Raw genomic sequence first — 25,144 nt, forward strand, 5'->3', positions numbered from 1 at the left:
GCCCCGGGACACAGGTCCCGGGGCAGCCCCTTTGGTTCAGGCGAAGCGCGCGGCTACGCCTCCTTGCTCAGGTTCGGACCGGTGCCACCGGCCGCCTGCTCGATCGGCGGGACGTCGGGCAGGGCCGCCTTCTCCTCGCCGCGGAAGGTGAAGGTCTTGTTCTCGCCCTCGCCCTCCGTGTCCACGACCACGATGTGACCGGGACGCAGCTCGCCGAAGAGGATCTTCTCCGACAGCGAGTCCTCGATCTCGCGCTGGATCGTACGGCGCAGCGGCCGGGCGCCCAGCACGGGGTCGTAGCCCTTCTTGGACAGCAGCTCCTTGGCGGACTGGGAGAGCTCGATGCCCATGTCCCGGTCCTTCAGGCGCTCGTCCACCTTGCCGATCATCAGGTCGACGATCGCGAGGATGTCGTCCTGGGTCAGCTGCGGGAAGACGACCACGTCGTCGACGCGGTTGAGGAACTCGGGGCGGAAGTGCTGCTTGAGCTCGTCCGAGACCTTGTTCTTCATGCGCTCGTAGTTGCTCTTCGTGTCACCCGAGGCCGCGAAGCCCAGGTTGAAGCCCTTGGAGATGTCCCGGGTGCCGAGGTTGGTCGTCATGATGATGACCGTGTTCTTGAAGTCCACGACCCGGCCCTGGGAGTCGGTCAGGCGACCGTCCTCCAGGATCTGCAGCAGCGAGTTGAAGATGTCCGGGTGGGCCTTCTCGACCTCGTCGAAGAGGACGACGGAGAACGGCTTGCGGCGGACCTTCTCGGTCAGCTGACCGCCCTCTTCGTAGCCCACGTAGCCGGGGGGCGAACCGAAGAGACGCGACACCGTGTGCTTCTCGCTGAACTCCGACATGTCGAGGGAGATCAGCGCGTCCTCGTCACCGAAGAGGAACTCGGCGAGCGCCTTGGACAGCTCGGTCTTACCGACACCGGACGGGCCCGCGAAGATGAACGAGCCACCGGGGCGCTTCGGGTCCTTCAGACCGGCACGCGTACGGCGGATCGCCTTCGACAGCGCCTTGACGGCGTCGATCTGGCCGATGACCCGCTTGTGGAGCTCGTCCTCCATGCGCAGCAGGCGGGACGACTCCTCCTCCGTGAGCTTGAAGACCGGGATGCCGGTGGCCGTGGCGAGGACCTCGGCGATCAGCTCGCCGTCGACCTCGGCGACGACGTCCATGTCGCCGGCCTTCCACTCCTTCTCACGCTTTGCCTTGGCGGCCAGGAGCTGCTTCTCCTTGTCGCGCAGGGAGGCGGCCTTCTCGAAGTCCTGCGAGTCGATCGCGGACTCCTTGTCGCGGCGCACGCCGGCGATCTTCTCGTCGAACTCGCGCAGGTCCGGCGGCGCGGTCATCCGGCGGATGCGCATCCGGGAACCGGCCTCGTCGATCAGGTCGATCGCCTTGTCCGGCAGGAAGCGGTCCGAGATGTACCGGTCGGCCAGCGTGGCGGCCTGGACCAGCGCCTCGTCGGTGATGGAGACCCGGTGGTGGGCCTCGTACCGGTCGCGCAGACCCTTGAGGATCTCGATCGTGTGCGGCAGGGACGGCTCGGCGACCTGGATGGGCTGGAAGCGGCGCTCGAGGGCCGCGTCCTTCTCCAGGTGCTTGCGGTACTCGTCCAGCGTGGTCGCACCGATGGTCTGCAGCTCACCGCGGGCCAGCATCGGCTTCAGGATGGAAGCCGCGTCGATGGCGCCCTCGGCGGCACCCGCTCCGACCAGCGTGTGCAGCTCGTCGATGAACAGGATGATGTCGCCGCGGGTGCGGATCTCCTTGAGCACCTTCTTCAGGCGCTCCTCGAAGTCACCGCGGTAGCGGGAGCCGGCGACCAGCGCGCCGAGGTCCAGGGTGTAGAGGTGCTTGTCCTTGAGGGTCTCGGGCACCTCGCCCTTGACGATGGCCTGAGCGAGGCCCTCGACGACGGCGGTCTTGCCGACGCCGGGCTCACCGATCAGGACCGGGTTGTTCTTCGTACGGCGGGACAGCACCTGCATGACCCGCTCGATCTCCTTCTCGCGCCCGATGACCGGGTCGAGCTTGGACTCACGAGCGGCCTGGGTGAGGTTCCGGCCGAACTGGTCGAGGACCAGGGACGTCGAGGGCGTGCCCTCGGCAGGCCCGCCGGCGGTGGCGGTCTCCTTGCCCTGGTAACCGGAGAGCAGCTGGATGACCTGCTGCCGCACCCGGTTGAGATCTGCGCCCAGCTTGACCAGGACCTGGGCGGCGACGCCCTCGCCCTCACGGATCAGGCCGAGCAGGATGTGCTCCGTGCCGATGTAGTTGTGGCCCAGCTGAAGGGCCTCGCGGAGCGACAGCTCCAGGACCTTCTTGGCACGGGGGGTGAAGGGGATGTGCCCGGACGGGGCCTGCTGCCCCTGCCCGATGATCTCCTCCACCTGCTGGCGGACCGCCTCGAGCGAAATCCCGAGGCTCTCAAGGGCCTTGGCGGCGACACCCTCACCCTCATGGATCAGGCCCAGGAGGATGTGCTCGGTGCCGATGTAGTTGTGGTTGAGCATCCGGGCTTCTTCCTGAGCCAGGACGACAACCCGCCGCGCGCGGTCGGTGAACCTCTCGAACATCGTTAATCGCTCCTCAGAGCGGTCAGGCAGTGGGGGGAACTTCCCCTCCCTGTCCTTCCGCAGCTTAGTCCCGCAAGCGGGGACCGCTCATTCCAACTGCCGACACCGTCGATGGCCTCCTGACCCCGAACGCCGACATCTGCTCCAACCCGATGGTGCGAGACGATGTTCCCGCAGGCCAGGCACTTACCCTCACCATCAGTACGCCGATGGCGAACGTGAGACCACCTTGCCTGCGTGTCGCCCCCTCCCACTAGGGATGTCTTACCCGCTGGGACTGACACTCCATGCCGCGCCCCCCGGTTCCCTCCGCTACGGGCGAACAACCTTGCGCCACCCCACACCCCCGCACGCCCCCGAATTCGCCACTCTGTGCACTCACCGCAACACCCAGCGTAACCCGCACGTCCATTCGGCGGTTGCACTTGGCATGGTCGGCACCCGCCCCAAGATCATCACGGACCTCGCCTCGATTCCCCTCCCCCGTCGGCCGCTCGATCCGAGCGATCAGGTCCGCCGGTGGTACGAGAACGAACTGGGCTGGCCGGTGGTGCCCGCCCCACCCGGAGCCCCGCTGAGCCTTCGCGTGGGCCTGCACTTCGACGTCCTGGACGTCCCCGCCGAGGCGGGCCGCGCGGCACTGCGCCATCTGGCACCCGACTCGCCGGTGGCCGTCCAGGGCGACCGGATGCGGCTCCTCCTGGCCGCGGGCAGCGCGGAGGAGGTGCCGGGGGTGCTGGACTGGCTGGAGTGGGGCACGCTGCCCCTGGACCTGACGGCGCTGGGCGAGGGCGACCTCATGGAGGCGCCGCTGCCGCCCGGGAGGCGGCCGGTCACGGCCGTACGGCCGCTTGCGGTTCTCGGGTCACCGGCGCTGGTGCGGCACCTCGCGGCCGAACCGGGCTCTGTGGACCCTGGTCCGGCCGCGGCGGCCGTACGGTGTCCCGTCGATTCGGGACCGGGGGGAGCCGTAGGGCGTCCTGGCCTGCCGGGGCACTGCGGAGTGCGGTCGCTTCCCCCGGACCGCTCCGATGCCGTGCAGGGGGCCGCCGTGTGGCTGCGGCCCCCCGAGCCTGAGGGCGAGGTCGAAGCCTCGCTGCCGACGTTGTCGGCCCTTGGGGGCGGTGGGGGCGCCCCCGATCTCGTGCGGGTACTGGGCACGGTGGCGACGCACTGCCACCGCCTGGGACTGCGACGCGCGTGCGTGCAGCCTTCGGCCTGTCCGTAGATCAGGCATCGGCCCGGATCAGGCGTTGGCCTTCTCGTATGCCTCGCGAATGGACGCCGGAACGCGGCCGCGGTCGTTGACCTCGTAACCGTTCTCCTTGGCCCACGCGCGGATCTGCGCGGTGTCCTGGCTGCCGCCGGAAGTGGCGCGCGCCTTTCCACGCCCACCCGAAGCACGGCCTCCGGTGCGACGACCGCCCTTCACGTAAGGCTCGAGAAGGCCACGGAGCTTGTCCGCATTGCCGGTCGTGAGATCGATCTCGTACGTCTTGCCGTCCAACGCGAACGTCACGGTCTCGTCCGCCTCGCCGCCGTCGAGGTCGTCGACAAGAAGGACCTGAACCTTCTGTGCCACCGGATTTCCTTTCATCGATAACTTGAGGGCCTGGGGTCTGCGGCGTCCGCCGTTTCGCCGTCCCCTGTTATATGCAGTACTGCAGTACGTCGGAAAGCAAACCGCTTTTGCTGGAAAAACACAAACCCCCGGGAGAGACTCACAGGCCGACTGCGGTCCGGAAACATGCGCGTTTCGGACATAGGGCACCTGGGCAGGGTGACCCGTCGGAATAGTGGGGGACGATCACAGATGCAGAAGCATCCGGCTGTTGCCCAAGGTGTTCGGTTTCACTCGTTCGAGACCGAGGAACTCCGCGACGCCCTCGTCATAGGAACGCAGCAGCTCGGCGTAGACATCGGTGTCGACCGGCGTCTCGCCGATCTCGACGAAGCCGTGCTTGCCGAAGAAGTCCACTTCGAAGGTCAGACAGAAAACGCGGCGAACGCCGAGCCAGCGCGCCGTGTGCAGCAACTTCTCCAGCAACTGATGACCGACGCCGGCACCCTTCAGGCCGGGCTTCACGGCCAGAGTGCGGACTTCCGCCAGGTCTTCCCACATCACGTGCAGGGCGCCGGCGCCGACGACCTCGCCGTTGTCGTCCCGTTCCGCGACCCAGAACTCCTGGATGTCCTCGTAAAGAGTCACTGTGGCTTTGTCGAGCAGGATCCGACGCCGGACGTACTCGTCAAGGAGACGACGCACCGCCGGGACATCGCCGGTACGGGCCCGCCGGACGGTGATGGCTTTTGCGGTGACTTCTGGGCTCTGAGCCGCGGGGCTCTCGGCCGAGTGGCTCTCTGCGGACATGAGCGGACGCTATCGCCCGTCGGGCTCCGGTGCCGACGCGGGGTTCTCGGCGGCGGTATCGGTACGGGTATCCGCGGCGGTATCGGTGCTGGTATCGCCGCTGGTATCGGTGCTGGTGGTATCGGCGGCGGCGCCGGTATCGGTGCCCGTAACGCGGCGCGTATCCGGTGCTTCCGCGGGTTCGGGCGTTTCCGGGCCCTGGACGATGCGTACCGCGTTCCGCAAGGCCTGGCGCTGTTCCTCGCTCATCATGCCGAAGAAGGCGACGAGTGCGGCGGCGGGGTTGTCGCTCTGCGACCAGGCGTCGTTCATCAGGGCGGCGGCGTAGGCGGCTCGGGTGGAGACCGCCTCATATCGATAGGCCCGGCCTTCCGCCTCGCGGCGTACCCAGCCCTTCTGATGGAGATTGTCCAAAACGGTCATCACCGTGGTGTACGCGATGGACCGTTCCTGCTGGAGATCTTCCAGGACTTCTCGAACGGTCACCGGGCGGTTCCACTTCCACACCCGCGTCATGACCGCGTCTTCGAGTTCTCCCAATGGGCGAGGCACAGCTCGCACAATAGTGGGAGATCTGGGTGTTGGCGTGCCGGACGTGCTCTTTCTCCGGCAAACAGGAACAAAAAGGGCGTACGACTCGGAAAGCGGTGAGCTTGGAGTCGTACGCCGCTGGGTTCAGGCGTCCGGGGTCGCCGAGGCCTGGCGGGTGCCCTCCGCGCGCGCGAGGGCGGCGTCCACGGCCTCGTCCTCCTTGGCCTTGTTGGCTCCGCCCTGGGTCTTCACGATCACCCTGATCACACCGATGAAGAACACGGCCATGACGGCCGGGGGGAGGAGTGCGGAGACGTAGTCCATGCGTCCAGGGTAGCCAGGGGGTGAGGGGCGGATGGGGCGGGGGTTGGGCGTTGTGGGGTGTTCGCGGCTCGGTGGTTCGCGGCTCGGTGGTTCGCGGCTCGGTGGTTCGTGCCTCAGCCGGCGGCGAGCTGCTGGGGCGGGTTCGCCGGGGGCGGGGTCGGCTTGCGGCGGGGGAAGACCTCGCCGGGGGTGGGGATGGGGCGGGCCGGCTTGGGCGCGGGTGGTGTGTGCTCGGGGCCGGGGTCGGGCTTGGGGGTGGCCGGCTTTTCTGCGGGCTTCTTCCGGGGCGGCTTGGCGGGGTCCTGGCCGGCCGCCTGCGCCGGGAGGGCGACCGGCGGGCGGGGGCGCTCCTCGGAGAGGCCTCCAGGGAGGGCCAGGAGGTGCGTACGGGACGCCGGGACGGCCGGCTTGGCAGGAGTGGCCGGGTGGGCGGCGCCGCGCGCGAGACGGGCTTGCACGTCCTGTTCCGCCGGCTCCTGGCAGCGGGTGAGGAGGGCGGCCGCGGTGGGGTTGCCGCGCAGGGCGCGGAGGGCGGCGAGGTCCTCGGCGGTCGGGGGGTGCCCGGCGGCGAGGGCCTCCTCGAGGAGGGTGAGGTAGCCGGCTGCGGTGCCGGGGAGGGCGGCGCGGTAGCGGGCCAGGTCGGCCGTCAGGAAGGCACGCAGCCGGGCGCCCTCGCGCATCGCCTCGTCGAGCGACTCGGCGAGGCGGAGGCAGTCCTGGACCTCCTCGGCCGAGGCGGGGCTGGGGTGTAGGGCGAGGGCGAGAGCGCGGCGGAGCACACGCAGCTCCTCCGCACCGAACGCCATGGCGCCGCGGGATCCGTATGGCGTGGGCATGGGCCGACGATACGCGCTAATCAGACAAACGCGGCATAGGTGAGGTGGGTGTGGCGTGGGGCGCCACTCGGGAGGGGGGTGTGATGCCTGCGGCGGCCCGTCGCGGTTCAGTGGGGGCCGCGTAGCGCCTGCGGGTGTGTGGTGGGTCGGGGCCGTGCCGGGGGGTGTCCGTCCTCGGACCGGCGGTTGGGTCGGGCAGAGAGGTGCCGTTTCTTGACGCCGGCCACTGCGGGCGGACACCCCCCGGCACGTCCCCTTGCCGCCGTACGCGGGTGCCGCGACGCGGGGGTGCGCCACCACGGTCAGTCCGGCGGTCCCTTTAAGTGCCGGTCCGATCAGCATTCCAGCCCGTCCGGCGTTTGAGCACGAGGCCCCCTGCAGGGCCGCAGCGGGGCCTAGGCGTCGCAGGCCCCCGGTGGGCCACCCCGACGCCGGTCAGCTCTCGCCGGGCAGCATGAGTCGGTGTGGCCCAACCGACGGAGTCACATGCGGGACACGTTGCGTTCGTAGACCAGGCGGAGGCCGACCAGGGTCAGCCACGGCTCGTGTTCGTCGATGACCGAGGACTCGCCCAGGACCATGGGGGCCAGGCCACCCGTGGCGATGACGGTGACGTCTTCGGGGTCGTCGGCGAGTTCGCGGGCCATGCGGTTGACGACGCCGTCCACCTGGCCGGCGAAGCCGTAGATGATGCCGGACTGCATGGCCTCGACCGTGTTCTTGCCGATGACGCTGCGCGGGCGGGCCACCTCGATCTTGCGGAGCTGGGCGCCCCTGACGCCGAGGGCCTCGACCGAGATCTCGATGCCGGGGGCGATGACACCGCCGATGTACTCACCGCGCGCGCTCACCGCGTCGAACGTCGTCGCCGTACCGAAGTCGACGACGATGGCCGGGCCGCCGTAGAGGTCGACCGCCGCCACCGCGTTGATGATGCGGTCGGCGCCGACCTCCTTGGGGTTGTCCGTGAGGATCGGGACGCCCGTCTTCACGCCCGGTTCGACGAGGACCGCGGGGACGTCGCCGTAGTAGCGGCGGGTCACCTCGCGGAGTTCGTGAAGGACGGAAGGGACGGTGGCGCAGATGGCGATTCCGTCGATGCCGTCGCCCAGCTCGTCGCCGAGGAGCGGGTGCATGCCCATCAGGCCCTGGAGCAGCACCGCCAGTTCGTCGGCGGTGCGGCGGGCGTCCGTCGAGATGCGCCAGTGCTCGACGATGTCCTCGCCGTCGAACAGGCCGAGGACGGTGTGCGTGTTGCCTACGTCGATCGTGAGGAGCATGCCGGTCCCTACTCCGCCGCTCGCAGGTCCAGGCCGATGTCCAGGATCGGCGAGGAGTGGGTGAGGGCCCCCACGGCCAGGTAGTCGACGCCCGTGTCGGCGTACGCCTTGGCGTTGGCCAGGGTCAGGCGGCCCGATGCTTCGAGTGCCGCCCGGCCGTGCACGATCGCCACCGCCTCCTCGCACTCGCCCGGCGTGAAGTTGTCCAGGAGGATCAGGTCCGCGCCCGCGTCCACCACTTCGCGGAGCTGGTGCAGGGTGTCCACCTCGACCTCGATCGGGAGGTCCGGGAAGGCTTCACGGACAGCCTTGAAGGCCTGGGTCACGCCGCCGGCCGCAAGGACGTGGTTGTCCTTGACCAGCGCCGCGTCCGAGAGCGACATGCGGTGGTTCACGCCGCCGCCGCAGCGGACCGCGTACTTCTCCAGGGCACGCAGACCGGGGGTGGTCTTGCGGGTGTCGCGGACCTTCGCCTTCGTGCCGTCCAGTACGTCCGCCCACGCGCGCGTGGCCGTCGCGATGCCCGACAGGCGGCAGAGGATGTTCAGCGCGCTGCGCTCGGCCGTCAGGAGGTCGCGGGTGCGGGTGGTGATCGAGAGCAGCTTCTGGCCCTCCGCCACGCGGTCGCCGTCCTCCACATGGCGCTCGACCTCGAACTCGTCCTCGCAGACGATCGAGACCACCGCCTCGGCGACCCTGAGGCCCGCCACGACGCCCGCCTCACGCGCGACGAAGTCGGCGGTGGCCACGGCCTCTTCGGGGATGGTCGCGACCGTCGTCACGTCCACGCCGTGGGCCAGGTCCTCCTGGATGGCCACGTTCGCGATGTCCTCGACCTCGACCGGGTCGAGGCCCGCGTCGGCCAGGAGTTGAGCGAGCGCGGGGTCGAGGCCGCACTCTGCGTATTCTGCGGCCCCCTCGTCGGCACCGCAGGCGCAGCCGTCGCCGCAGCCGCCGGTCGAGGCGAGGGGAAGGTCGGGGGTGGTCACTGCTGTCACTGCTCCTGGGGACGGGTCGGGGGGAAGTCTGCGGTGTCTGTGGTGTGCACGGCCAGTGTGCGGTCCGGGTTCAGGCGTACGACGATGTGGCGGCGCCATGTCGCGTCGTCACGGTCGGGCTCGTCCTCGCGCCAGTGGCAGCCCCGGGTCTCCTTGCGTTGCTGCGCCGCGGCCACCAGGACCCGGGCCACGCAGAGGAGGTTCGTGGCCTCCCAGGTGTCCACGCCGGGCTCGGCCGTCTTGCCGTTCTCGGCGAGGGCGTCGCGGGCCTCGGTGTGCAGCTGCTGGATCTGCTCGGCGGCCTTGGCGAGGGACTCCGCGGAGCGCAGGACTCCGGCGCCGTCGGTCATCGTCCGCTGGATCGCGAAGCGGGCCTCGGGGCCGAGCAGCGGGTGCTCGGGGGTCTCGGGGTAGGGCACCGGGTGCGGCACGCGCGCGTGGAGGCCGTCGGCCGCGCGGGCGGCCGCGATGTCGGCCACGATGCGCTCGGCGTAGACCAGGCCTTCGAGGAGTGAGTTGGAGGCCAGCCGGTTGGCGCCGTGCACGCCCGTGCAGGCGACCTCGCCGCACGCGTACAGGCCGGGGACGGTCGTACGGCCCTGGAAGTCGGTGCGCACGCCGCCGGAGGCGTAGTGGGCGGCCGGGGCGATCGGGATGGGGGTGGTGACCGGGTCGATGCCGTTCGCGCGGCAGGCGGCGAGGATCGTCGGGAAACGGTGCTCCCACATGTCGGCGCCGAAGTGGCGGGCGTCGAGGAACATGTGTTCCGCGTCCTGCTCCTGCATGCGTCGCATGATGCCCTTGGCGACGATGTCGCGGGGGGCGAGTTCGGCAAGTTCGTGCTGTCCGACCATGAAGCGCACGCCGTCGGCGTCGACCAGGTGGGCGCCCTCGCCGCGTACGGCCTCGGAGACCAGGGGCTGCTGGCCCTCCGCGTCCGGGCCGAGGAAGAGGACCGTGGGGTGGAACTGGACGAATTCCAGGTCGCTCACTTCGGCGCCCGCGCGAAGCGCCAGGGCCACGCCGTCACCGGTCGACACCGACGGGTTCGTCGTCGCGGAGAAGACCTGGCCCATGCCGCCGGTCGCGAGGACCACCGCGGGCGCGTGGACGGCGCCCACGCCGTCGTGCTGGCCCTCGCCCATGACGTGCAGGGTGACGCCGGCCGTACGGCCCTCGGCGTCCGTCAGGAGGTCGAGGACCAGTGCGTTCTCGACCGTGCGCAGGCCACGCGCGCGTACCGCCTCGACCAGGGCACGCGAGATCTCCGCGCCGGTCGCGTCCCCGCCGGCGTGGGCGATACGGCGGCGGTGGTGGCCGCCCTCGCGGGTGAGCTCCAGGCCGCCTTCCTCCGACTCGTCGAAGTGAGCGCCGGTCTCGATGAGGCGGCGTACGGCGTCGGGGCCCTCGGTGACGAGGATGCGGACGGCGTCCTCGTCGCACAGACCCGCGCCGGCGACCAGGGTGTCGTCGAGGTGCTGTTCCGGGGTGTCGCCCTCGCCGAGGGCCGCGGCGATGCCGCCCTGGGCCCAGCGGGTGGAGCCGTCGTCGAGGCGGGCCTTGGTGACGACGACCGGCGTCAGGCCGGCGGCCTCGCAGCGCAGGGCCGCGGTGAGGCCTGCGATGCCGGAGCCGACGACCACGACGTCCGCGGTGATGGCCCAGCCGGGCGCGGGCGCGTGCAGTCGTATGCCTGTGCTGGTCACGAGGCGGCTCCGAAGGTGAGAGGGAGGTTGTCGATCAGGCGGGTCGCCCCGACCCGGGCGGCGACGGCGAGGACGGCCTCGCCGGTGAACTCGTCCTCGATCTCGCTGAAGTCGGACGGGTCGATGAGCGCGAGGTAGTCCAGTTCGAGCGGCGGGTCGAGGCGGGCGGCCTCGTCGAGGAGCAGGCGGGCGGCGGCACGCACGGCCGCCGGGGCGCCGGGGACCGCCTTGGCGACGGCGTGTGCGTCCGCCGCCGCGCGGGACTCCCCTATGGCGCTGAGCGCTTCCGCACGCGCGCGTGTGGCGGGCACTTCGCGGGCCCGCGCGCGCAGCGCCTCCTGTGCCGCGTGCCGGTCGCGGCCGGCGAAGAGGGCCTGGGACAGCGCGAGTGCCGTGTGCCGTTCCTTGGGCGAGAGGTAGCGGTTGCGGCTGGAGAGCGCGAGGCCGTCCTCCTCGCGCACGGTCGGGACGCCCACGATCTCGACGCCGAAGTTCAGGTCGCGCACCATGCGGCGGATCAGGGCGAGTTGCTGGGCGTCCTTCTGGCCGTACAGGGCGACGTCGGGGCGGGTGAGGTGGAGCAGCTTGGCGACGACGGTGAGCATGCCGTCGAAGTGGCCGGGGCGCGAGGCGCCCTCCAGGCTGTCGCCCATGGGGCCGGCGCTGATGCGGACCTGGGGCCGGCCGCCCGGGTAGACCTCGTCCACGGAGGGCGCGAACACGGCGTCGGCGCCCGCCTGTTCCGCGATCTTGAGGTCGGCGTCCAGCGTGCGCGGATAGCGGTCGAGGTCCTCGCCCTCGCCGAACTGCAGGGGATTCACGAAGACGGTGACGACGACCTCGCCCTGCGGGCCGGCGATCGTGCGCGCGGTGCGGATCAGGGTGGCGTGGCCCTCGTGCAGGGCGCCCATGGTCATCACGACGGCACGGCGGCCGGTACGCGTGCGTGCGTGCAGTTCGTCAGCTGTGCGCAGCAGGGTCGTCATCGGGCGTCTCCCTCGGCGCCGTCGGTCCCGTCGGTCCCGTCGGCGAGTACCCCGAGAAGGTCCTCGGCGAGCTCCGGCTTGAGCAGTCCGTGGGCGAGCGCCCGATCGGCGGTCGCGCGCGCCATCGCCAGATAGCCGGCGACGGCCTGCGGGGCGTGCCTGCGCAGTTCCGTGACGTGCGCGGCGACGGTGCCCGCGTCCCCGCGCGCGACGGGGCCGGTCAGGGCCGCGTCGCCGGAGCGCAGGGCGTTGTCGAGGGCGGCGCCGAGCAGCGGGCCGAGCATCCGGTCGGGGGCCGCCACGCCCGCCTCGCGCAGCAGCTCCATGGACTGGGCGACGAGCGTCACCAGGTGGTTCGCGCCCAGTGCGAGCGCCGCGTGGTAGAGCGGGCGCCTCTCCTCGGCGATCCACTCGGGTTCGCCGCCCATCTCGATGACGAGGGCCTCGGCGGCCAGCCGCAGCTCCTCGGGCGCGGTGACGCCGAAGGAGCACCCGGCCAGGCGCTGGACGTCCACGGGAGTGCCGGTGAAGGTCATCGCCGGGTGCAGGGCCAGCGGCAGGCCGCCCGCGCGCAGGGCGGGGTCCAGGACCTTCGCTCCGTATCGCCCGGAGGTGTGCACCAGCAGCTGCCCCGGTCGTACGGCACCGGTCTCGGCGAGGCCCTCGACCAGCCCGGGCAGCGTGTCGTCCGGGACGGTCAGCAGCACCAGCTCGGCGCGCGCGAGCACCTCGGCGGGCGGCACGAGCGGCACGTCGGGGAGCAGCTGTGCCGCTCGCCGCCGGGAGGCGTCGGAGACCGCGGAGACGGCCACCGGGCGGTGCCCGGCGAGCTGGAGGGACGCGGCGAGTGCGGGGCCCACGCGGCCGGCGCCGACGACACCGACGGTGAGCCGCGCGGGGCGGTCCCTGGGATCTGGCTGTTGGCTTGTACTCACTCGACGGCGGCCTTCCCGTTCCAGTCCGCTCCGGGTACCGGACGATTTCTCGTCATGTTAACGCGATTGGTTCGAGAGGCGTTCGGTTGTCCACAGGCTGTGGGTTTCCATACGCCTTGCGCGCACGGGTGGACAGGTGAGGGCAGCAGTCGAAACTCGGGTGCCCGCTCGGGTGGCCTCCCGGGATGATCGGGCCATGAGCGATGCAGCGGAGCAGGGCACACAGCAGAGCACGCGGACGGACGACGAACAGCGCAAACAGCGCTTCGAGCGGCGCATAAGCGCATTCCGGAGTGCGGAGCGTGTCCTCTCACGCCTCGACTTCCTGGGCACGCTCCGCGAGCGCCTCGCGCTGCTGGAGGCGGCGCCGGACGTGTACGACCTGGACGAGCGGGCGGACCTCTATGGCAACGGCGTCGTCGAGGCCCTGGAGGACAAGACCGCAGCACTGCTCGGCAAGGAAGCCGCCGCGTTCTTCCCGACCGGCACGATGGCCCAGCAGATCGCCCTGCGCTGCTGGGCCGGCCGCACCGGCGACCCGACCGTCGCCCTGCATGCGCTGGCCCACCCCGAGGTGCATGAGCGAGACGCGTTCAGCCAGGTCAGCGGGTTGCGCCCGGTTCAGGTGACGAGCGAGCCGAGGCAGCCGACCGCCGCCGAGGTCCGCGACTTCGAGGAGCCCTTCGGGGCACTCGTACTGGAACTTCCCCTCCGCGACGCCGGTTTCCTGCTGCCTTCCTGGGACGAGCTCGTCGAGGTGGTGGACGCAGCGCGGGAGCTCGACGCGGTGGTGCACTTCGACGGTGCGCGTCTGTGGGAGTCCACCGTCCACTTCGGCCGCCGGCTGGAGGAGATCGCAGGCCTGGCGGACAGCGTCTACGTGTCGTTCTACAAGTCCCTGGGCGGATACGGGGGCGCCGCGCTCGCCGGTCCGCGGACGCTGGTGGAGGAGGCGAAGGTCTGGCGGCACCGCTATGGCGGCATGGTGTTCCAGCAGTTCCCCACGGCACTGTCGGCGCTGGTCGGCCTGGAGCGGGAGCTGCCCCGGCTGCCGGAGTACGTGGCCCACGCGCGCGTGGTGGCCGCCGCGCTGCGCGAGGGGTTCGCCGCAGCCGGGGTGCCATGGGCGCGCGTCCACCCCGAGGTGCCGCACACGAACGAGTTCCAGCTGTGGCTGCCGTACGACGTCGACGTCCTCTCCGAGGCCGCGATCCGGCAGGCGGAGGAGACGAGAACCGGTCTGTTCGCCAACGCCTGGGGTCAGAAGGGTCCGGGGCTGGCCTGCACCGAGGTCTCGGTCCGCGGAGCCGGCCTGGAGTGGACGGCCGAGGACGTGAAGGAGGCCGTCGCCCGGTTCGTGGCCGTGCTGACCGAGGAGGTCAGTGGGTAGGGCGGGCCCGCGGACGCAGCCACCGCCCCAAGGCCTGGCGCATCCGCCCATGGGCCGGGCGTCCGGCGACCACGGCCCGGAACTGCCGGTGGTCGCGCCACTCGCGCGCGACCTGCCAGTCATGGGCACCGGGCCCGGGCGGGGCGGGATCGCCGTGTTGGTGGGCGCGGTAGGTGTCGAGGAGGTACTGCTGCGTGATGCTCATGGCGTATCGCCTTCTCGGGACGTGGGAGACAGGTCGGGGGAGGCATGGGTGCGGAGGGATCGGGCTCCGCGGTCGCCCCGGTGATCCCAGGCTTGCCTCCGTCCGGCGGCTGCGTCGCGTCGATTGACGGCCGTCGTCAATCGGCGGCCGCGTTGTCAGTGGCGGGGTGCACCATGAGGGCATGAGCGTGACCATCGACATCGCGGGGCTGCGGCCGGAGAGGCTCGCCGTCGTGCCCTCACCCCTGGCCGAGCTCGGCATGGCGCTGCACGCGCTGTCGGAGCCGGGGCACCACCCGGGCCTGCAGGGGTGGGTCACGGGCGTCACGGCCCGGTTGGACTCGCACCTGGCCGACCGGATGTGCGAGGCCGACTTCCTGTGGCGGTCGACGTTCTCCGACCTCTTCCTGCCCTTCGCCGGCATCCCGGGCCGCGGCGCCCTCCCGGGCGCCACACTGGCGGAGGAGCTGGATCAGCTGGACAAGCTGACGGACGAGCAGTTCGTGGACGCGGCCCTGGAGTTCACCTGCGCCCTGCCGTACAGCACGCGCGGGCCCGACGCGCTCTCCGACGCCGGTGTGCGGCGGCGTGCCCTGGACCTCGCGGCCGCACGCGGGCCGCAGCAGATGCGGTTCAGCGAGCGGCTGCTGTTCGATCCGCCGCGCATCCGGGCCTGGCTGCGCCAGTTCCTCCAGGACTGCGACGAGGCCTTCTTCGCCGACACCTGGTCCCGGCTGCGCCACCAGCTCGCGGCGGACGCCCGCCACAAGACGGACCTCCTGCGGCACAAGGGCCTGGCGGAGGCGCTGGCCGCGGTGTCCCCGGCGGTCACTCTCGACGAGGCCGCCGCGCGGATCACGGTCGACAAGCTGGGCGATGGCCGTACGGCCACGGGGGACGGCGGCCTCCTCCTCGTCCCGACGAGCCTGGGCTGGCCGCACCTGATGGTCCTGCACCGCTACGCCTGGCAGCCGGTGCTGCACTACCCGGTCGGCTCCCCGGAGCTCGCCGCCCCGCCCACGCTCGAGCAGCTGGCTCTGCGGATGACCGCGCTCTCCCACCCCGTGCGCATGCGCATCTGCCGCAATCTCGCCCGCAGCGCGTACACCACGGGCGAGCTGGCGCAGGCGCACGGCGTGACGGCGCCGGAGATATCCCGGCACCTGGGCGTGCTGAAGAAGGCGGGCCTGATCACCACCCGCCGCCGGGGGCGGTACGTCCTGCACCAGCTGGACGTGACGGTGGTGGCCCGGCTGGGCAGCGACTTCCTGGAGGGGATCCTGCGCTGAGCGCCTACCTCCTGCGCCCACGGCTCAGTCGAAGCGGATGTGCCTGATCCCGACCCTCGCCTGCCGCAGCCGGGTGCGCAGCGCGCCCTCGCTGTTCGGCCTCAGCCGCAGGCCGGCCAGGACGGCGATGCGGTCCGCCGTCTTCGGCACGGTCGAGTGGTCCGTCCACAGATGCTCGGCGAACTCCGGCTCCCGCAGCCGCTCCAGGCAGTGGTCGAGCTGCTGGACGGCCCAGCTCTCCCGGCGCAGCCCGGCGTTCGTGCCGAGGTTCTTGTCGACGTTCTTTCCGGTGGCGTACTGAAGGAGGTGCCCGAAGCCCCGCTCACGCAGCCGCTTCAGGACCGTCTCGCGCTCGGCGAGGAGCGTGAAATGCCGTACGTCATGGCCGAGTTCGCGCAGCCGGCCCACAGTCTCCTCGAAGTAGCCGGAGTCCGTGACCGTCATGGGCGCGATCACCACACCGTCGTGCTTGGTGAGGGCGAGGTCGAGGACCTCGACGACCCCCTGCCGCCAGGAGCTCAAGTCCTGGAAGTCCCCCCGCAGTTCGGGCGGCAGCGTCCGTCGCAGCCCGAAGCCCGCGTGCTCGGGGTCGCAGACCACGCTGCCGGGCAGGCGGCGCTGGATCTCGTACGCGGTCTGTGTCTTGCCGCCCCCGAAGGGGCCGTTGATCCACAGGAGCATGCGCAGACCCTAGTGGGCACCGGTTACGCGGGAGTCACGCCGACGTGCGTCAGCCGTGCCCGCCGGCCCGCACCAGACCCGTCTCGTACGCGAGGACGACCACCTGCACCCGGTCCCGGAGTCCCAGCTTGGTCAGGATGCGGCCGACGTGGGTCTTCACGGTCGCCTCGGACAGGACCAGCCGGGCCGCGATCTCGCCGTTGGACAGGCCCTGGGCGACCAGCACCATGACCTCGCGCTCGCGGTCGGTGAGCCGCTCCAGCTCCTTGTGCTTGGGCTCGTTGCCGCTGGAGGGCAGCATGGGCGCGAAACGGTCCAGCAGACGCCGGGTCGTCGACGGGGCGACCACCGCGTCGCCGCTGTGCACCGCGCGGATGGCGGCGAGGAGTTCGCCGGGCGGCACATCCTTCAGCATGAAGCCGGAGGCGCCCGCCTTCAGCCCGGAGAAGGCGTACTCGTCGAGGTCGAAGGTGGTCAGGATCAGCACCTTGGGCGGCTCGGGGTCCGAGCAGATACGGCGGGTGGTCTCGACGCCGTCCAGCTTCGGCATGCGCACGTCCATCAGCACGACGTCGACCGGGGTCGAGCGCAGCACCTGGAGGGCCTCGACGCCATCTCCCGCCTCCGCGACGACGTCCATGTCCGGCTGGGCGGCAAGCACCATCCGGAACCCGGTGCGCAGCAGCACCTGGTCGTCGACGAGCATCACGCGGATCGTCATCGGGGTCCTCTTCCGTGTCTTTCGTATCCGTCTACAGGGCCGTTACAGGTGTCAACAAAGCGCATGCGCAAGCGTCAGTGTGCTGGTTTGAGCGGCAGCAGCGCACTGATGCGGAATCCTCCGCCCGGGCGCGGCCCCGCGTCCAGGGTGCCGCCCACCATGCCGACCCTCTCGCGCATACCGATCAGGCCGTGGCCGCTTCCGTCGGCGCCGCCGTCCTCGTACAGCTCGTGCGGGGCGCCCTTGCCGTCGTCCTCGACCAGCAGGCCGAGCCCGTCGTCGAAGTAGACCAGGCGCACGCTGGCGCCCGTGTTCGGCCCGCCGTGCTTGCGCGTGTTCGTCAGCGCCTCCTGCACGATGCGGTACGCCGTCAGCTCCACGCCGCTGGGCAGCGGGCGCGGGGTGCCCTCGACCTTGAAGTCGACCGGCAGACCGGAGCTGCGGCACTGCTGGATGAGATCGTCGATCTGCTCGACGTCGGGCTGCGGGACGTACTCGCCGCTCTCCTGGTGTTCGCCGGTACGCAGCACCCCGAGCAGGCGACGCATCTCGGCGAGGGCCTGGCGGCCGGTGGAGGAGATGGTCTCCAGGGCCTTCTTGGCCTGGTCCGGGGCGGAGTCGAGGACGTAGGCGGCGCCGTCGGCCTGCACGACCATCACGGAGACATTGTGCGCGACGACGTCGTGCAGCTCGCGCGCGATCCGGGCGCGTTCGGCGGCGACCGCGACCTTGGCCTGCGCCTCGCGCTCCTTTTCGAGCCGGGTCGCGCGCTCCTCGAGCTGCTCGTAGTAGGCGCGACGGGTCCGGATCGAGTCGCCGAGCACCCAGGCGAGCGCGAACGGCACCGTCAGGAAGATCACCAGGGCCACATTGCTCAGAACTGTGGAGTCCTGCTCGGGCCAGCGCGTCTGTGCCAGGGGCGCCGCACACAGGCCCGTGACCAGCGCGAGCCGGGACGCCCAGCGGGCGCCGGTCGCGGCCACGGTGTAGGTGATCACCAGGAAGGCGAAGTTGACGGGCGTCGGCGCCACGTTCAGCACCAGCTGCGCCAGCCCCACGACGATGGCCAGCACCAGCATCTTCTCCGGCATGCGCCGGCGCAGCGCGATCACCAGGCCCAGCAGGAGGAGGACCGGGACGACGACCGCCTCGGAGGAGGTGCCCGGCAGGTCCTGCCCGCCCTCCTCGCGGACGGCCACGCTCATCACAGAGACCCCGAAGAGGAGGACGGCCCAGGAGCTGTCGACCCACGTCGGGTGCCTGCGGAGGAAGTCATAGAGGCGCTGCACGTAACCCAGCGTAGGGAAGCGAGATGTGTGCCCGGGTCAACCGGAGGGCCGATCCGCACTACCCGCGCGTACTCCGCAAGGTGGAGGCTGCGTTCTCCTGTGCGCCTAGGCCCTGCCGTTTGGATCGTCTCGGCGTCGCGGGCCCTGGCACGCACATCTGCGGCGTTGACGACAGGGCCTAGCCTGGGCCGGTGACAGAAGTGGCGACGGGCGAGTGGCGCGGGTGGCGGGCGGCGACGGAAGCCGCCCTGTACGGCCCTGACGGCTTCTACCGCCGCCCCGAGGGCCCCGCCGGTCACTTCCGGACGTCCGTCCACGCGTCGCCCCTCTTCGCCCTTGCCGTGGCCCGGCTGCTGTGCCGGGTCGACGAGGCGCTGGGCCGCCCCGAGCGGCTCGACTTCGTCGACATGGCGGCGGGGCGGGGCGAGCTGGTCACCGGCGTCCTGGCCGCCCTGCCCGCCGACGTGGCGGCACGCACACGTGCGTGCGCCGTCGAGCTCGCCGACCGCCCGGAAACGCTGGATCACCGGATCGAGTGGAGGTCCGAGCCGCCGCTGCGGATCCAGGGACTGCTGTTCGCGAACGAGTGGCTGGACAACGTCCCCCTGGAGGTCGCGGAGGTGGACTCCGCGGGCGTACCCCGTCTGGTTCTCGTACGACGGGACGGGACCGAGCGTCTCGGGGAGCCGGTCGCCGGTGCGGAGGCGCAGTGGCTCGCACGCTGGTGGCCGCTCGGAGGCGCGCAGGGGGCGCGGGCCGAGATCGGGCTGCCGCGAGACGGGGCCTGGGCCGCGGCCGTGGCGCCCCTGGAGCGGGGGCTCGCGGTCGCCGTGGACTACGCGCACACGGCGCCCGCGCGGCCGCCCTTCGGGACGCTCACCGGCTTCCGCGAGGGGCGCGAGACAGTGCCCGTGCCGGACGGCTCGTGCGACATCACGGCGCACGTGGCCCTGGACGCGTGCGCGACGGCGTGCGCGCTGCCCGGCGCACGCCTCGTGTCCCAGCGCGAGGCCCTGCACGCCGTGGGCATCACAGGCGCACGCCCGCCGCTCGAACTGGCCTCCACCAACCCCACCGAGTACGTGCGCGCCCTCGCGGCCGCGGGAGAGGCCGCCGAGCTCACGGCGACGGCCGGGCTGGGAGACTTCGGCTGGCTGCTGCAGCCGGTCGGAATTCCGGACGTACTGGCGGACTGACAGCGCCCGGCTCCCCGCCGACTACTTGTCGATGTCCCCCACCTACTTGTCGATGTCCCCCACCACGAAGAACATCGACCCCAGGATCGCCACCATGTCCGCGACCAGCGTCCCCGGCAGCAGCTCGACCAGCGCCTGGATGTTGTTGTACGAGGCCGAGCGCAGCTTCAGCCGGTACGGCGTCTTCTCGCCCTTGCTGACGAGGTAGTAGCCGTTGATGCCGAGCGGGTTCTCGGTCCACGCGTAGGTGTGCCCCTCGGGCGCCTTCAGCACCTTGGGAAGCCGCTGGTTGATCGGCCCGGGCGCCAGTTCGGCGAGCCGGTCCAGGCAGGCGTCGGCGAGGTCGAGGGCGACGTGGGTCTGCTCCAGCAGGCACTCGAAACGAGCAAGGCAGTCACCCTCGTCCCGGGTCACCACCCGCAGCACGTCCCCCAGCTCGCCGTAAGCCAGATACGGCTCGTCGCGCCGCAGATCGAAGTCCACGCCCGAGGCGCGCGCGATCGGCCCGCTCACGCCGTACGCGTGCACGGCCTCCGGCGTGAGGGCGCCCACGCCCCGCGTACGACCCCGGAAGATCTCGTTGCCCAGCACAAGATCGTCGAACCGGTCCATACGGGAGCGCACATCGGCGACGGCGGCACGCGCACGCGTGGCCCACCCGGCCGGCAGGTCCTCCTTCAGGCCTCCGACCCGGTTGAACATGTAGTGCATACGCCCACCGGAGACCTCCTCCATCACATGCTGGAGCTCCTCGCGCTCCGTGAAGGCGTAGAAGATCGGCGTGATCCCGCCCAGCTCCAGCGGATACGACCCCAGGAACATGAGGTGGTTCAGCACCCGGTTGAGCTCCGCGAGCAGCGTCCGGGTCCACACGGCCCGCTCGGGCACCTCCATGCCGAGCATGCGCTCCACGGCGAGGACGACGCCCAACTCGTTCGAGAACGCCGACAGCCAGTCGTGCCGGTTGGCGAGCATGATGATCTGCCGGTAGTCGCGGGCTTCGAAAAGCTTCTCCGCGCCCCGGTGCATGTACCCGATCACCGGCTCCGCCCGCACGATGCGCTCGCCGTCGAGCACGAGCTTGAGGCGCAGCACGCCATGCGTGGACGGGTGCTGGGGGCCGATGTTGAGCACCATGTCGGTGCTCTCCGCGGCGCCGCCGATACCGACCATGGTCTCCGTCGTAGGAGTCATGGACACAGTCTCTCCTACGTACGCTGGCCTCATGGAGACGGGGAGCCCGGAGAACACGGGGACTGCGGGAGACGTGCCGGTGGCGGCCGAGCCGGGGTGGCGGGGGCTGCCACCGGGCCTGCTGCGCATGCGCCGGCTGTTGCTGGTGGTGTGGCTGGGTCTGCTGACGATCGGCCTGGGCCTGCTGCTCGGCCTGCTCGCCGGACCCGCCTGGGCGGCCTTCGCCGTGCTGCCGCCGGTGCTGATGGCGTGGGGCTGGGTGATGCTCGGCCGCAACTGGCGTTCGTGGCGCTACGCCGAGCGCGCCGACGACCTGCTGATCAGCCGGGGCGTGCTGTGGCGTGAGGAGACGATCGTGCCGTACGGCCGGATGCAGCTGGTCGAGGTGACGTCCGGCCCGGTGGAGCGGCACTTCGGCCTGGCCAGCGTGCAACTGCACACGGCGGCGGCCGCGACCGACGCGACCATCCCCGGCCTGGACCCGGCGGAGGCGGAACGCCTGCGCGACCGGCTCACCGAACTGGGCGAGGCCCGATCGGCGGGCCTGTGACGACGCAGGGCGTCGACGACGCCGTACGCGAGAAACAACCCGTCACGGAACGCCGGCTGCACCCGGTGACGCCGCTCAGGCGCGCGTGGGCACCGATCGCCGTACTCATCGGCTGGGCGGTGCACGACCCCGACCAGGCGCAACGCCAGCTGACCAGACTGACCACCACCACCCTCCTGCTCGCGCTGGCGGTGCTCGTCCCCGCGGCGGCCCTGTACGGCTTCCTCACCTGGTGGTTCACACACTTCGCGGTGACGGACAGCGAACTGCGCATCCGCACCGGGCTGCTCTTCCGCCGCACCGCGCACATCCGGCTGGAACGCATCCAGGCGATCGACATCACCCAGCCCCTGCTCGCGCGCGTGGCAGGCGTGGCCAAGCTCAAACTGGACGTCATAGGCACGGACAAAAAAGACGAACTCGCCTTCCTGGACGCGGAAGAGGCACGCACTCTCCGCGCGGAACTCCTCGCCCGCGCCGCCGGCTTCGCCCCCGAGACGGCACACGAGGTGGGCGAGGCACCGTCCCGCCAACTCCTGCGCGTACCCCCGACCGTCCTGGCGATCTCGCTCGTCCTGACCGGCGCCACCTGGGGAACACTGGCCGCCGCGATCGTCGTACCGAGCGTCCTCTGGCTGGTCACCGGGAGCGTGTGGACGGTTTTGGCGACCGCGGTTCCGCTGATCGGCGCGGCAGGGGCGAGCAGTGTGGGACGGTTCGTCGCCGAGTACGACTGGACGGTGGGCGAGTCACCGGACGGACTGCGCATCGACCACGGCCTGCTGGACCGCGCACACGAGACGGTGCCGCCCGGCCGCGTCCAGACCGTACGGATCGTCGAACCGCTGCTGTGGCGCCGGCGCGGCTGGGTACGGGTGGAACTGGACGTGGCGGGCTCGTCCAACTCCGTGCTGCTCCCGGTCGCCCCTCGCGAGGTGGCCGAGTCGGTGGTCGCACACGTACTCCCCGGCACGACGGTCCCCTCCCGCGCCGCCCTGTCCCGCCCACCGCGGCGCGCCGCCCGGTGCATGCCGCTGTGGTGGCGCGGCTACGGCCTGTCCGTCACGGAAGCCGCCTTCGCCGCCCGAACCGGCCTCTTCCGCAGAAGCCTGGCCCTGGTCCCGCACGCGAAGGTCCAGAGCGTATGCCTCACCCAGGGCCCCTGGAAGCGCCTGTGGGGCGTCGCCGACGTACATGTGGACACGGGGGCCAACAAGACGGTGACCGCCCGTCTGAGAGACGCCGAGGAGGCGGCGGAACTCCTGCGCAGCCAAGCGGAACGCTCCCGCACGGGCCGCAGGGACGCCCGTCCGGACCGCTGGATGGCGTGACGGTCCCGGAAACGGCAGGCCCGGCACCCCTCAGGAAACCGCGCTCCGCAACCCCTGCACATCGATCTGCTCGGTCTCGTCATGAGCCGTCAGGTCGATGACCTGCCCGATCCCCCGGGACTCCGCGTCCGCGGGCTTGAACTCCGCCTCGGCCTCGGCCTTGTGAAGAGCCAGGGCCTCCTGGCCCACGACATCGGCGAGGTCCTCGTTCTGGACGGACTCCAACGCGGAGGACTCGGCCCGCTTGGTGCCGAAGAAGTCGAAGCCACCCTGGACCGCCGGACGCCGTACGGGCGTCGTCGGCGCGACGGCCACGGCAGTCGGCGCGATGAAGTGCCCGGACGGCTGCCGAGCCGCGGGAAGCGCAGGCTGCTGAGCGGTGCGGGCGACCGCGCCCGTCGGGGTGCCGGCGGCCGCGCGCTCATGCCCGTCGACCGCCTCGGGCTTCCCCTGCGCGTCATCCTCCAACGCAGGCTCCGTCTCGGACCCGGCAGCGTCCCGCGCCTCCGCCTCGGCGGCCCCCGAACCGGACTTCACCGGCTCGTCGTCGGAGTGCCCGTCGCCCTTGGGGGGCTCGTTGTTCGGCGGCTCGTCCTTCGGGGGCTCGTCCTTCGGGGGCTCATCCTTCGAGGACGCGCCCTTCACGGGCTCACTGTCCGAGGACTCGCTCTTCAAGGACTCGCTCGTCGAGGACTCCCCCGCAGGAGACTCCCCGTCCTCGTCGAACCGCGCCAACGCCTCCTTGGCCCGCAGGAACAGCCGAGAGCCCTCGGGCGAGAAGACAGCGGAAGCTGCCGACGCCTCCTCAACAGCCTCGGCATCGACCTCAGCCTCGGTGTCGGCCTCAACCTCGGCCTCAACCGCGGCACCCTCGGAGTCGGCCTCGACATCAGCGGGGACAGCCACAGTCCCCACACCGTCAACCGGACCCGGCACAGCCCCCGGCGGCAACGCCCGCGCGGGCGCCCCCGCCTCTATCTCCAGGACCCGCCGCTCCTCCAGCACACTCGCCCGCTCGGTCTCCGCCGTGGCGTACCGCCGCAGCAGCGACGCATGCTCGTTGCGCAGCCCCGCGAGCTCGGCCCGCTTGGCCCGCAGCCGCTGCTCCAGCTTCACCCGCAGCTCGCGCGACTCCTCGAGGTCGGTCTCCAGCTCGGCGACCCGCTCCTCGTGCCGCCACTCGTCGCTCGCACGCGCGCGCGTGAGGTCGGCGACCTGCTTGCCCGCCTGCGCGTCCCAGCGGCGCATGACGACCCCACCCACGACCGCCGTCGCCGCGGCGGCCGCGGCAAGGCCGCGCAGCACCACGGGCTCGCTGAACACCCAGGGTGCAAGGGCACAGACAACGGACACGCCTGCGATCGCCGACGGGGGCAGCAGCCTGTGCAAGGGCGGGGAATGACGGTGACGTCCACGTGGCATGGCCAGAAACTTACCGCGCGTAGGCGAATCTTGGCGCCCCACCCCGTAAAAACACAGCCATCCCGAGTCGTTCATGCGGCAACAGGAATCAGATCCGCCACCGTAATAGCCAAGAACCAAGATCACATAGCCTCATGGGGCGGGTCACCTGCCGTTCAGCCGCCCGCTCATCCACTCCAGCGTCCCCGGAATCTCCCGCCGCCAGGTGTTGAAGTTGTGTCCCCCGCTTTCGAGGATGATCGACGAGATCCGCGTCCGCTCGGTGGCCTTCACACGCTCAATGAACTTCAACGTGGCCTTGTAGTTGGATTCTCCAACTTTGCTGCTGCTGACGAGCAGTGAAGTGTCCGGGGCAGGCATGTGCTCGAGGTACCACCACAGGTTCGCGCGATTGCGCAGTTCCTCGTCCCCCTGGAAGAGATCGCCCGTCGTGGGGTCGATCGGAGCGTCGTAGTAGGCGGAGAGCCCCGCCCCGGCGACGTACACCTTGGGATGGTGCAGGGCGAGCTTCAACGCGCAGTAGCCGCCTGTGGAGTTCCCGATGACGCCCCACCTGCCCGACTTTCCACCCACCCGGTACTGCCCGCTCACGGCCTCGGGCAGGTCCTTCGCGAAGAACGACTCGGTCTGCGGCCCGCCGGGAACGTCCACGCACTCCGTGTCCCGCGGCGGCGCCACGGTGGGCCGCATCATCACCAGGATCATCGGCCGCGCACGACCGTCCCCGACGAGCTTCGCGGCCGTACGCGGATAGTGGAGTTTGCCCGCCAGCGCCTCGGCGGTGCCCGGATACCCGGTGAGCACGACGGCCGCCGGGAACGTGCGCTCGCGGAACTCCGGCTGAAAATACTCGGGCGGCAGATAGACGTACGCGGGCGTGGCGATGCGTGTCGTACGGCCCACGATCTCGACCTTCTGGATCTGACCGCCCGTCTCCGGCCGCGTGCTCCCGGCCCCCGGCACCCGCAGCGTGTCGACGACCTTCAACGGCCCTCCGCCGGGCGTGTGGTCCACCACCACACCCTGCTCCTTCTCCTGCCCGAACAGGTCGGCCCAGCCTGCGTAGAAGCCGAAAGCCTGGTTCGCGGCGAGCCCGACCGCCATGAAGAGCATCAACTGCGTGGTGAGCAGCAGGCCCACGCGCCCGCAGACGGCCCGCCAACCGCGCCGCGCCAGTCGTGGCCACAGCCAGACCGTGCCGACGAACAGCCCTACGGCGGCCGACACCGCCAGCGCCAGCAACTTGTCGCTCGTGAGCCCCATCGATGGTTACCTGTCCGCACTTTCCGTCCGGTCCACGCGGGCGCACGACACATGCGCCCGCGCCGCCT

General features: G+C 71.1%; 24 protein-coding genes. 6 read left to right on the forward strand and 18 right to left on the reverse strand.

What is annotated here, in order from left to right; genetic code table 11:
• Window positions 1–53 precede the first annotated feature (53 nt).
• On the reverse strand, window positions 54–2,579 hold the full coding sequence (locus ACWGDB_RS21155; RefSeq protein ID WP_383610751.1) for an ATP-dependent Clp protease ATP-binding subunit: 2,526 nt from the start codon (window positions 2,577–2,579) through the stop codon (window positions 54–56).
• A 430-nt stretch (window positions 2,580–3,009) separates the two neighbouring features.
• Here ACWGDB_RS21155 and ACWGDB_RS21160 point away from each other — a divergent pair, with 430 nt between their 5' ends.
• Complete coding sequence (locus ACWGDB_RS21160; RefSeq protein WP_453823813.1) at window positions 3,010–3,807, forward strand: SCO3374 family protein; 798 nt, start codon at window positions 3,010–3,012, stop codon at window positions 3,805–3,807.
• Between the two features lie 18 nt (window positions 3,808–3,825).
• Here the strand turns inward: ACWGDB_RS21160 and ACWGDB_RS21165 are convergent, their stop codons facing one another.
• The 10 genes from ACWGDB_RS21165 to ACWGDB_RS21210 form a co-directional block, all read right to left on the reverse strand.
• Window positions 3,826–4,161, reverse strand: coding sequence for a histone-like nucleoid-structuring protein Lsr2 (locus tag ACWGDB_RS21165; RefSeq protein ID WP_328425060.1), 336 nt, complete (start codon window positions 4,159–4,161; stop codon window positions 3,826–3,828).
• Between the two features lie 225 nt (window positions 4,162–4,386).
• Window positions 4,387–4,950, reverse strand: a complete 564-nt coding sequence (locus ACWGDB_RS21170) for an amino-acid N-acetyltransferase (protein ID WP_328425062.1) — start codon at window positions 4,948–4,950, stop codon at window positions 4,387–4,389.
• Window positions 4,951–4,959: 9 nt separating this feature from the next.
• Window positions 4,960–5,466 carry a BlaI/MecI/CopY family transcriptional regulator gene (locus ACWGDB_RS21175; protein ID WP_383610743.1) on the reverse strand — a complete coding sequence of 169 codons (507 nt, stop codon included), beginning with the start codon at window positions 5,464–5,466 and terminating at the stop codon, window positions 4,960–4,962.
• Between the two features lie 159 nt (window positions 5,467–5,625).
• A complete protein-coding gene (locus tag ACWGDB_RS21180; RefSeq protein ID WP_453823814.1) occupies window positions 5,626–5,805 on the reverse strand; it encodes a hypothetical protein in 180 nt (59 codons plus the stop codon).
• Between the two features lie 113 nt (window positions 5,806–5,918).
• Complete coding sequence (locus ACWGDB_RS21185; RefSeq protein ID WP_453823928.1) at window positions 5,919–6,611, reverse strand: hypothetical protein; 693 nt, start codon at window positions 6,609–6,611, stop codon at window positions 5,919–5,921.
• A 512-nt stretch (window positions 6,612–7,123) separates the two neighbouring features.
• Window positions 7,124–7,921, reverse strand: coding sequence for a type III pantothenate kinase (locus ACWGDB_RS21190; protein WP_453823815.1), 798 nt, complete (start codon window positions 7,919–7,921; stop codon window positions 7,124–7,126).
• A gap of 8 nt (window positions 7,922–7,929) precedes the next feature.
• The gene (gene nadC / locus ACWGDB_RS21195; RefSeq protein ID WP_453823816.1) at window positions 7,930–8,910 is read right to left on the reverse strand and encodes a carboxylating nicotinate-nucleotide diphosphorylase; all 981 of its coding nucleotides are present in this window, start codon (window positions 8,908–8,910) and stop codon (window positions 7,930–7,932) included.
• Between the two features lie 5 nt (window positions 8,911–8,915).
• Complete coding sequence (locus ACWGDB_RS21200) at window positions 8,916–10,625, reverse strand: L-aspartate oxidase (protein WP_453823817.1); 1,710 nt, start codon at window positions 10,623–10,625, stop codon at window positions 8,916–8,918.
• Window positions 10,622–11,611: a pantoate--beta-alanine ligase gene (panC, locus tag ACWGDB_RS21205; protein ID WP_453823818.1), complete on the reverse strand. Its 990-nt coding sequence runs from the start codon at window positions 11,609–11,611 to the stop codon at window positions 10,622–10,624. Before panC ends, ACWGDB_RS21200 begins: the two co-directional genes overlap by 4 nt.
• Window positions 11,608–12,546, reverse strand: coding sequence for a Rossmann-like and DUF2520 domain-containing protein (locus tag ACWGDB_RS21210; RefSeq protein WP_453823819.1), 939 nt, complete (start codon window positions 12,544–12,546; stop codon window positions 11,608–11,610). Before ACWGDB_RS21210 ends, panC begins: the two co-directional genes overlap by 4 nt.
• A gap of 196 nt (window positions 12,547–12,742) precedes the next feature.
• Between ACWGDB_RS21210 and ACWGDB_RS21215 the strand changes: the two genes are divergently transcribed.
• Entirely contained in the window at window positions 12,743–13,936 is a 1,194-nt protein-coding gene (locus ACWGDB_RS21215; protein WP_453823820.1) for a threonine aldolase family protein, read from the forward strand.
• Here ACWGDB_RS21215 and ACWGDB_RS21220 read toward each other — a convergent pair.
• Window positions 13,926–14,141, reverse strand: a complete 216-nt coding sequence (locus ACWGDB_RS21220; RefSeq protein WP_453823821.1) for a hypothetical protein — start codon at window positions 14,139–14,141, stop codon at window positions 13,926–13,928. The genes ACWGDB_RS21215 and ACWGDB_RS21220 overlap by 11 nt on opposite strands.
• Before the next feature lie 181 nt (window positions 14,142–14,322).
• Between ACWGDB_RS21220 and ACWGDB_RS21225 the strand changes: the two genes are divergently transcribed.
• Complete coding sequence (locus tag ACWGDB_RS21225) at window positions 14,323–15,429, forward strand: DUF5937 family protein (RefSeq protein WP_453823822.1); 1,107 nt, start codon at window positions 14,323–14,325, stop codon at window positions 15,427–15,429.
• Between the two features lie 24 nt (window positions 15,430–15,453).
• Here ACWGDB_RS21225 and ACWGDB_RS21230 read toward each other — a convergent pair whose 3' ends face one another.
• The 3 genes from ACWGDB_RS21230 to ACWGDB_RS21240 all read right to left on the reverse strand — a co-directional run bounded on the left by ACWGDB_RS21230 (window position 15,454) and on the right by ACWGDB_RS21240 (window position 18,120).
• Window positions 15,454–16,110: an AAA family ATPase gene (locus ACWGDB_RS21230; RefSeq protein WP_453823823.1), complete on the reverse strand. Its 657-nt coding sequence runs from the start codon at window positions 16,108–16,110 to the stop codon at window positions 15,454–15,456.
• 49 nt (window positions 16,111–16,159) lie between these two features.
• A complete protein-coding gene (locus ACWGDB_RS21235) occupies window positions 16,160–16,831 on the reverse strand; it encodes a response regulator (protein ID WP_383610716.1) in 672 nt (223 codons plus the stop codon).
• A 74-nt stretch (window positions 16,832–16,905) separates the two neighbouring features.
• The gene (locus tag ACWGDB_RS21240) at window positions 16,906–18,120 is read right to left on the reverse strand and encodes a sensor histidine kinase (protein WP_453823824.1); all 1,215 of its coding nucleotides are present in this window, start codon (window positions 18,118–18,120) and stop codon (window positions 16,906–16,908) included.
• A gap of 191 nt (window positions 18,121–18,311) precedes the next feature.
• On the opposite strand from ACWGDB_RS21240, the gene ACWGDB_RS21245 reads away from it, so the two are divergent.
• Window positions 18,312–19,316 (forward strand): SAM-dependent methyltransferase, encoded by a 1,005-nt coding sequence (locus ACWGDB_RS21245; protein WP_453823825.1) that lies wholly within the window; start codon window positions 18,312–18,314, stop codon window positions 19,314–19,316.
• A 42-nt stretch (window positions 19,317–19,358) separates the two neighbouring features.
• On the opposite strand, the gene ACWGDB_RS21250 is transcribed toward ACWGDB_RS21245, so the two are convergent.
• A complete protein-coding gene (locus ACWGDB_RS21250; RefSeq protein ID WP_453823826.1) occupies window positions 19,359–20,510 on the reverse strand; it encodes an NADH-quinone oxidoreductase subunit D in 1,152 nt (383 codons plus the stop codon).
• Between the two features lie 31 nt (window positions 20,511–20,541).
• Here ACWGDB_RS21250 and ACWGDB_RS21255 point away from each other — a divergent pair, with 31 nt between their 5' ends.
• Entirely contained in the window at window positions 20,542–21,060 is a 519-nt protein-coding gene (locus ACWGDB_RS21255) for a PH domain-containing protein (protein WP_453823827.1), read from the forward strand.
• Window positions 21,057–22,391: a PH domain-containing protein gene (locus ACWGDB_RS21260; RefSeq protein ID WP_453823828.1), complete on the forward strand. Its 1,335-nt coding sequence runs from the start codon at window positions 21,057–21,059 to the stop codon at window positions 22,389–22,391. The genes ACWGDB_RS21255 and ACWGDB_RS21260 overlap by 4 nt, the downstream gene beginning before the upstream one ends.
• A gap of 30 nt (window positions 22,392–22,421) precedes the next feature.
• On the opposite strand, the gene ACWGDB_RS21265 is transcribed toward ACWGDB_RS21260, so the two are convergent.
• Complete coding sequence (locus tag ACWGDB_RS21265) at window positions 22,422–23,813, reverse strand: hypothetical protein (protein WP_453823829.1); 1,392 nt, start codon at window positions 23,811–23,813, stop codon at window positions 22,422–22,424.
• Window positions 23,814–23,957: 144 nt separating this feature from the next.
• On the reverse strand, window positions 23,958–25,076 hold the full coding sequence (locus ACWGDB_RS21270) for an alpha/beta hydrolase (RefSeq protein ID WP_453823830.1): 1,119 nt from the start codon (window positions 25,074–25,076) through the stop codon (window positions 23,958–23,960).
• Window positions 25,077–25,144: the final 68 nt, after the last annotated feature.

The sequence above is a fragment of the Streptomyces sp. NPDC055013 genome, assembly GCF_053608645.1.

What these genes read in the sequence shown, in the direction of transcription:
- ACWGDB_RS21155 (WP_383610751.1), bottom strand. Translation starts at nt 2,579, where the DNA reads ATGTTCGAGAGGTTCACCGACCGCGCGCGGCGGGTTGTCGTCCTGGCT.
- ACWGDB_RS21160 (WP_453823813.1), top strand. Translation starts at nt 3,010, where the DNA reads ATGGTCGGCACCCGCCCCAAGATCATCACGGACCTCGCCTCGATTCCC.
- ACWGDB_RS21170 (WP_328425062.1), bottom strand. Translation starts at nt 4,950, where the DNA reads ATGTCCGCAGAGAGCCACTCGGCCGAGAGCCCCGCGGCTCAGAGCCCA.
- ACWGDB_RS21175 (WP_383610743.1), bottom strand. Translation starts at nt 5,466, where the DNA reads ATGACGCGGGTGTGGAAGTGGAACCGCCCGGTGACCGTTCGAGAAGTC.
- ACWGDB_RS21180 (WP_453823814.1), bottom strand. Translation starts at nt 5,805, where the DNA reads ATGGACTACGTCTCCGCACTCCTCCCCCCGGCCGTCATGGCCGTGTTC.
- ACWGDB_RS21185 (WP_453823928.1), bottom strand. Translation starts at nt 6,611, where the DNA reads ATGGCGTTCGGTGCGGAGGAGCTGCGTGTGCTCCGCCGCGCTCTCGCC.
- ACWGDB_RS21190 (WP_453823815.1), bottom strand. Translation starts at nt 7,921, where the DNA reads ATGCTCCTCACGATCGACGTAGGCAACACGCACACCGTCCTCGGCCTG.
- panC (WP_453823818.1), bottom strand. Translation starts at nt 11,611, where the DNA reads ATGACGACCCTGCTGCGCACAGCTGACGAACTGCACGCACGCACGCGT.
- ACWGDB_RS21215 (WP_453823820.1), top strand. Translation starts at nt 12,743, where the DNA reads ATGAGCGATGCAGCGGAGCAGGGCACACAGCAGAGCACGCGGACGGAC.
- ACWGDB_RS21220 (WP_453823821.1), bottom strand. Translation starts at nt 14,141, where the DNA reads ATGAGCATCACGCAGCAGTACCTCCTCGACACCTACCGCGCCCACCAA.
- ACWGDB_RS21225 (WP_453823822.1), top strand. Translation starts at nt 14,323, where the DNA reads ATGAGCGTGACCATCGACATCGCGGGGCTGCGGCCGGAGAGGCTCGCC.
- ACWGDB_RS21230 (WP_453823823.1), bottom strand. Translation starts at nt 16,110, where the DNA reads ATGCTCCTGTGGATCAACGGCCCCTTCGGGGGCGGCAAGACACAGACC.
- ACWGDB_RS21235 (WP_383610716.1), bottom strand. Translation starts at nt 16,831, where the DNA reads ATGACGATCCGCGTGATGCTCGTCGACGACCAGGTGCTGCTGCGCACC.
- ACWGDB_RS21250 (WP_453823826.1), bottom strand. Translation starts at nt 20,510, where the DNA reads ATGACTCCTACGACGGAGACCATGGTCGGTATCGGCGGCGCCGCGGAG.
- ACWGDB_RS21255 (WP_453823827.1), top strand. Translation starts at nt 20,542, where the DNA reads ATGGAGACGGGGAGCCCGGAGAACACGGGGACTGCGGGAGACGTGCCG.
- ACWGDB_RS21265 (WP_453823829.1), bottom strand. Translation starts at nt 23,813, where the DNA reads ATGCCACGTGGACGTCACCGTCATTCCCCGCCCTTGCACAGGCTGCTG.
- ACWGDB_RS21270 (WP_453823830.1), bottom strand. Translation starts at nt 25,076, where the DNA reads ATGGGGCTCACGAGCGACAAGTTGCTGGCGCTGGCGGTGTCGGCCGCC.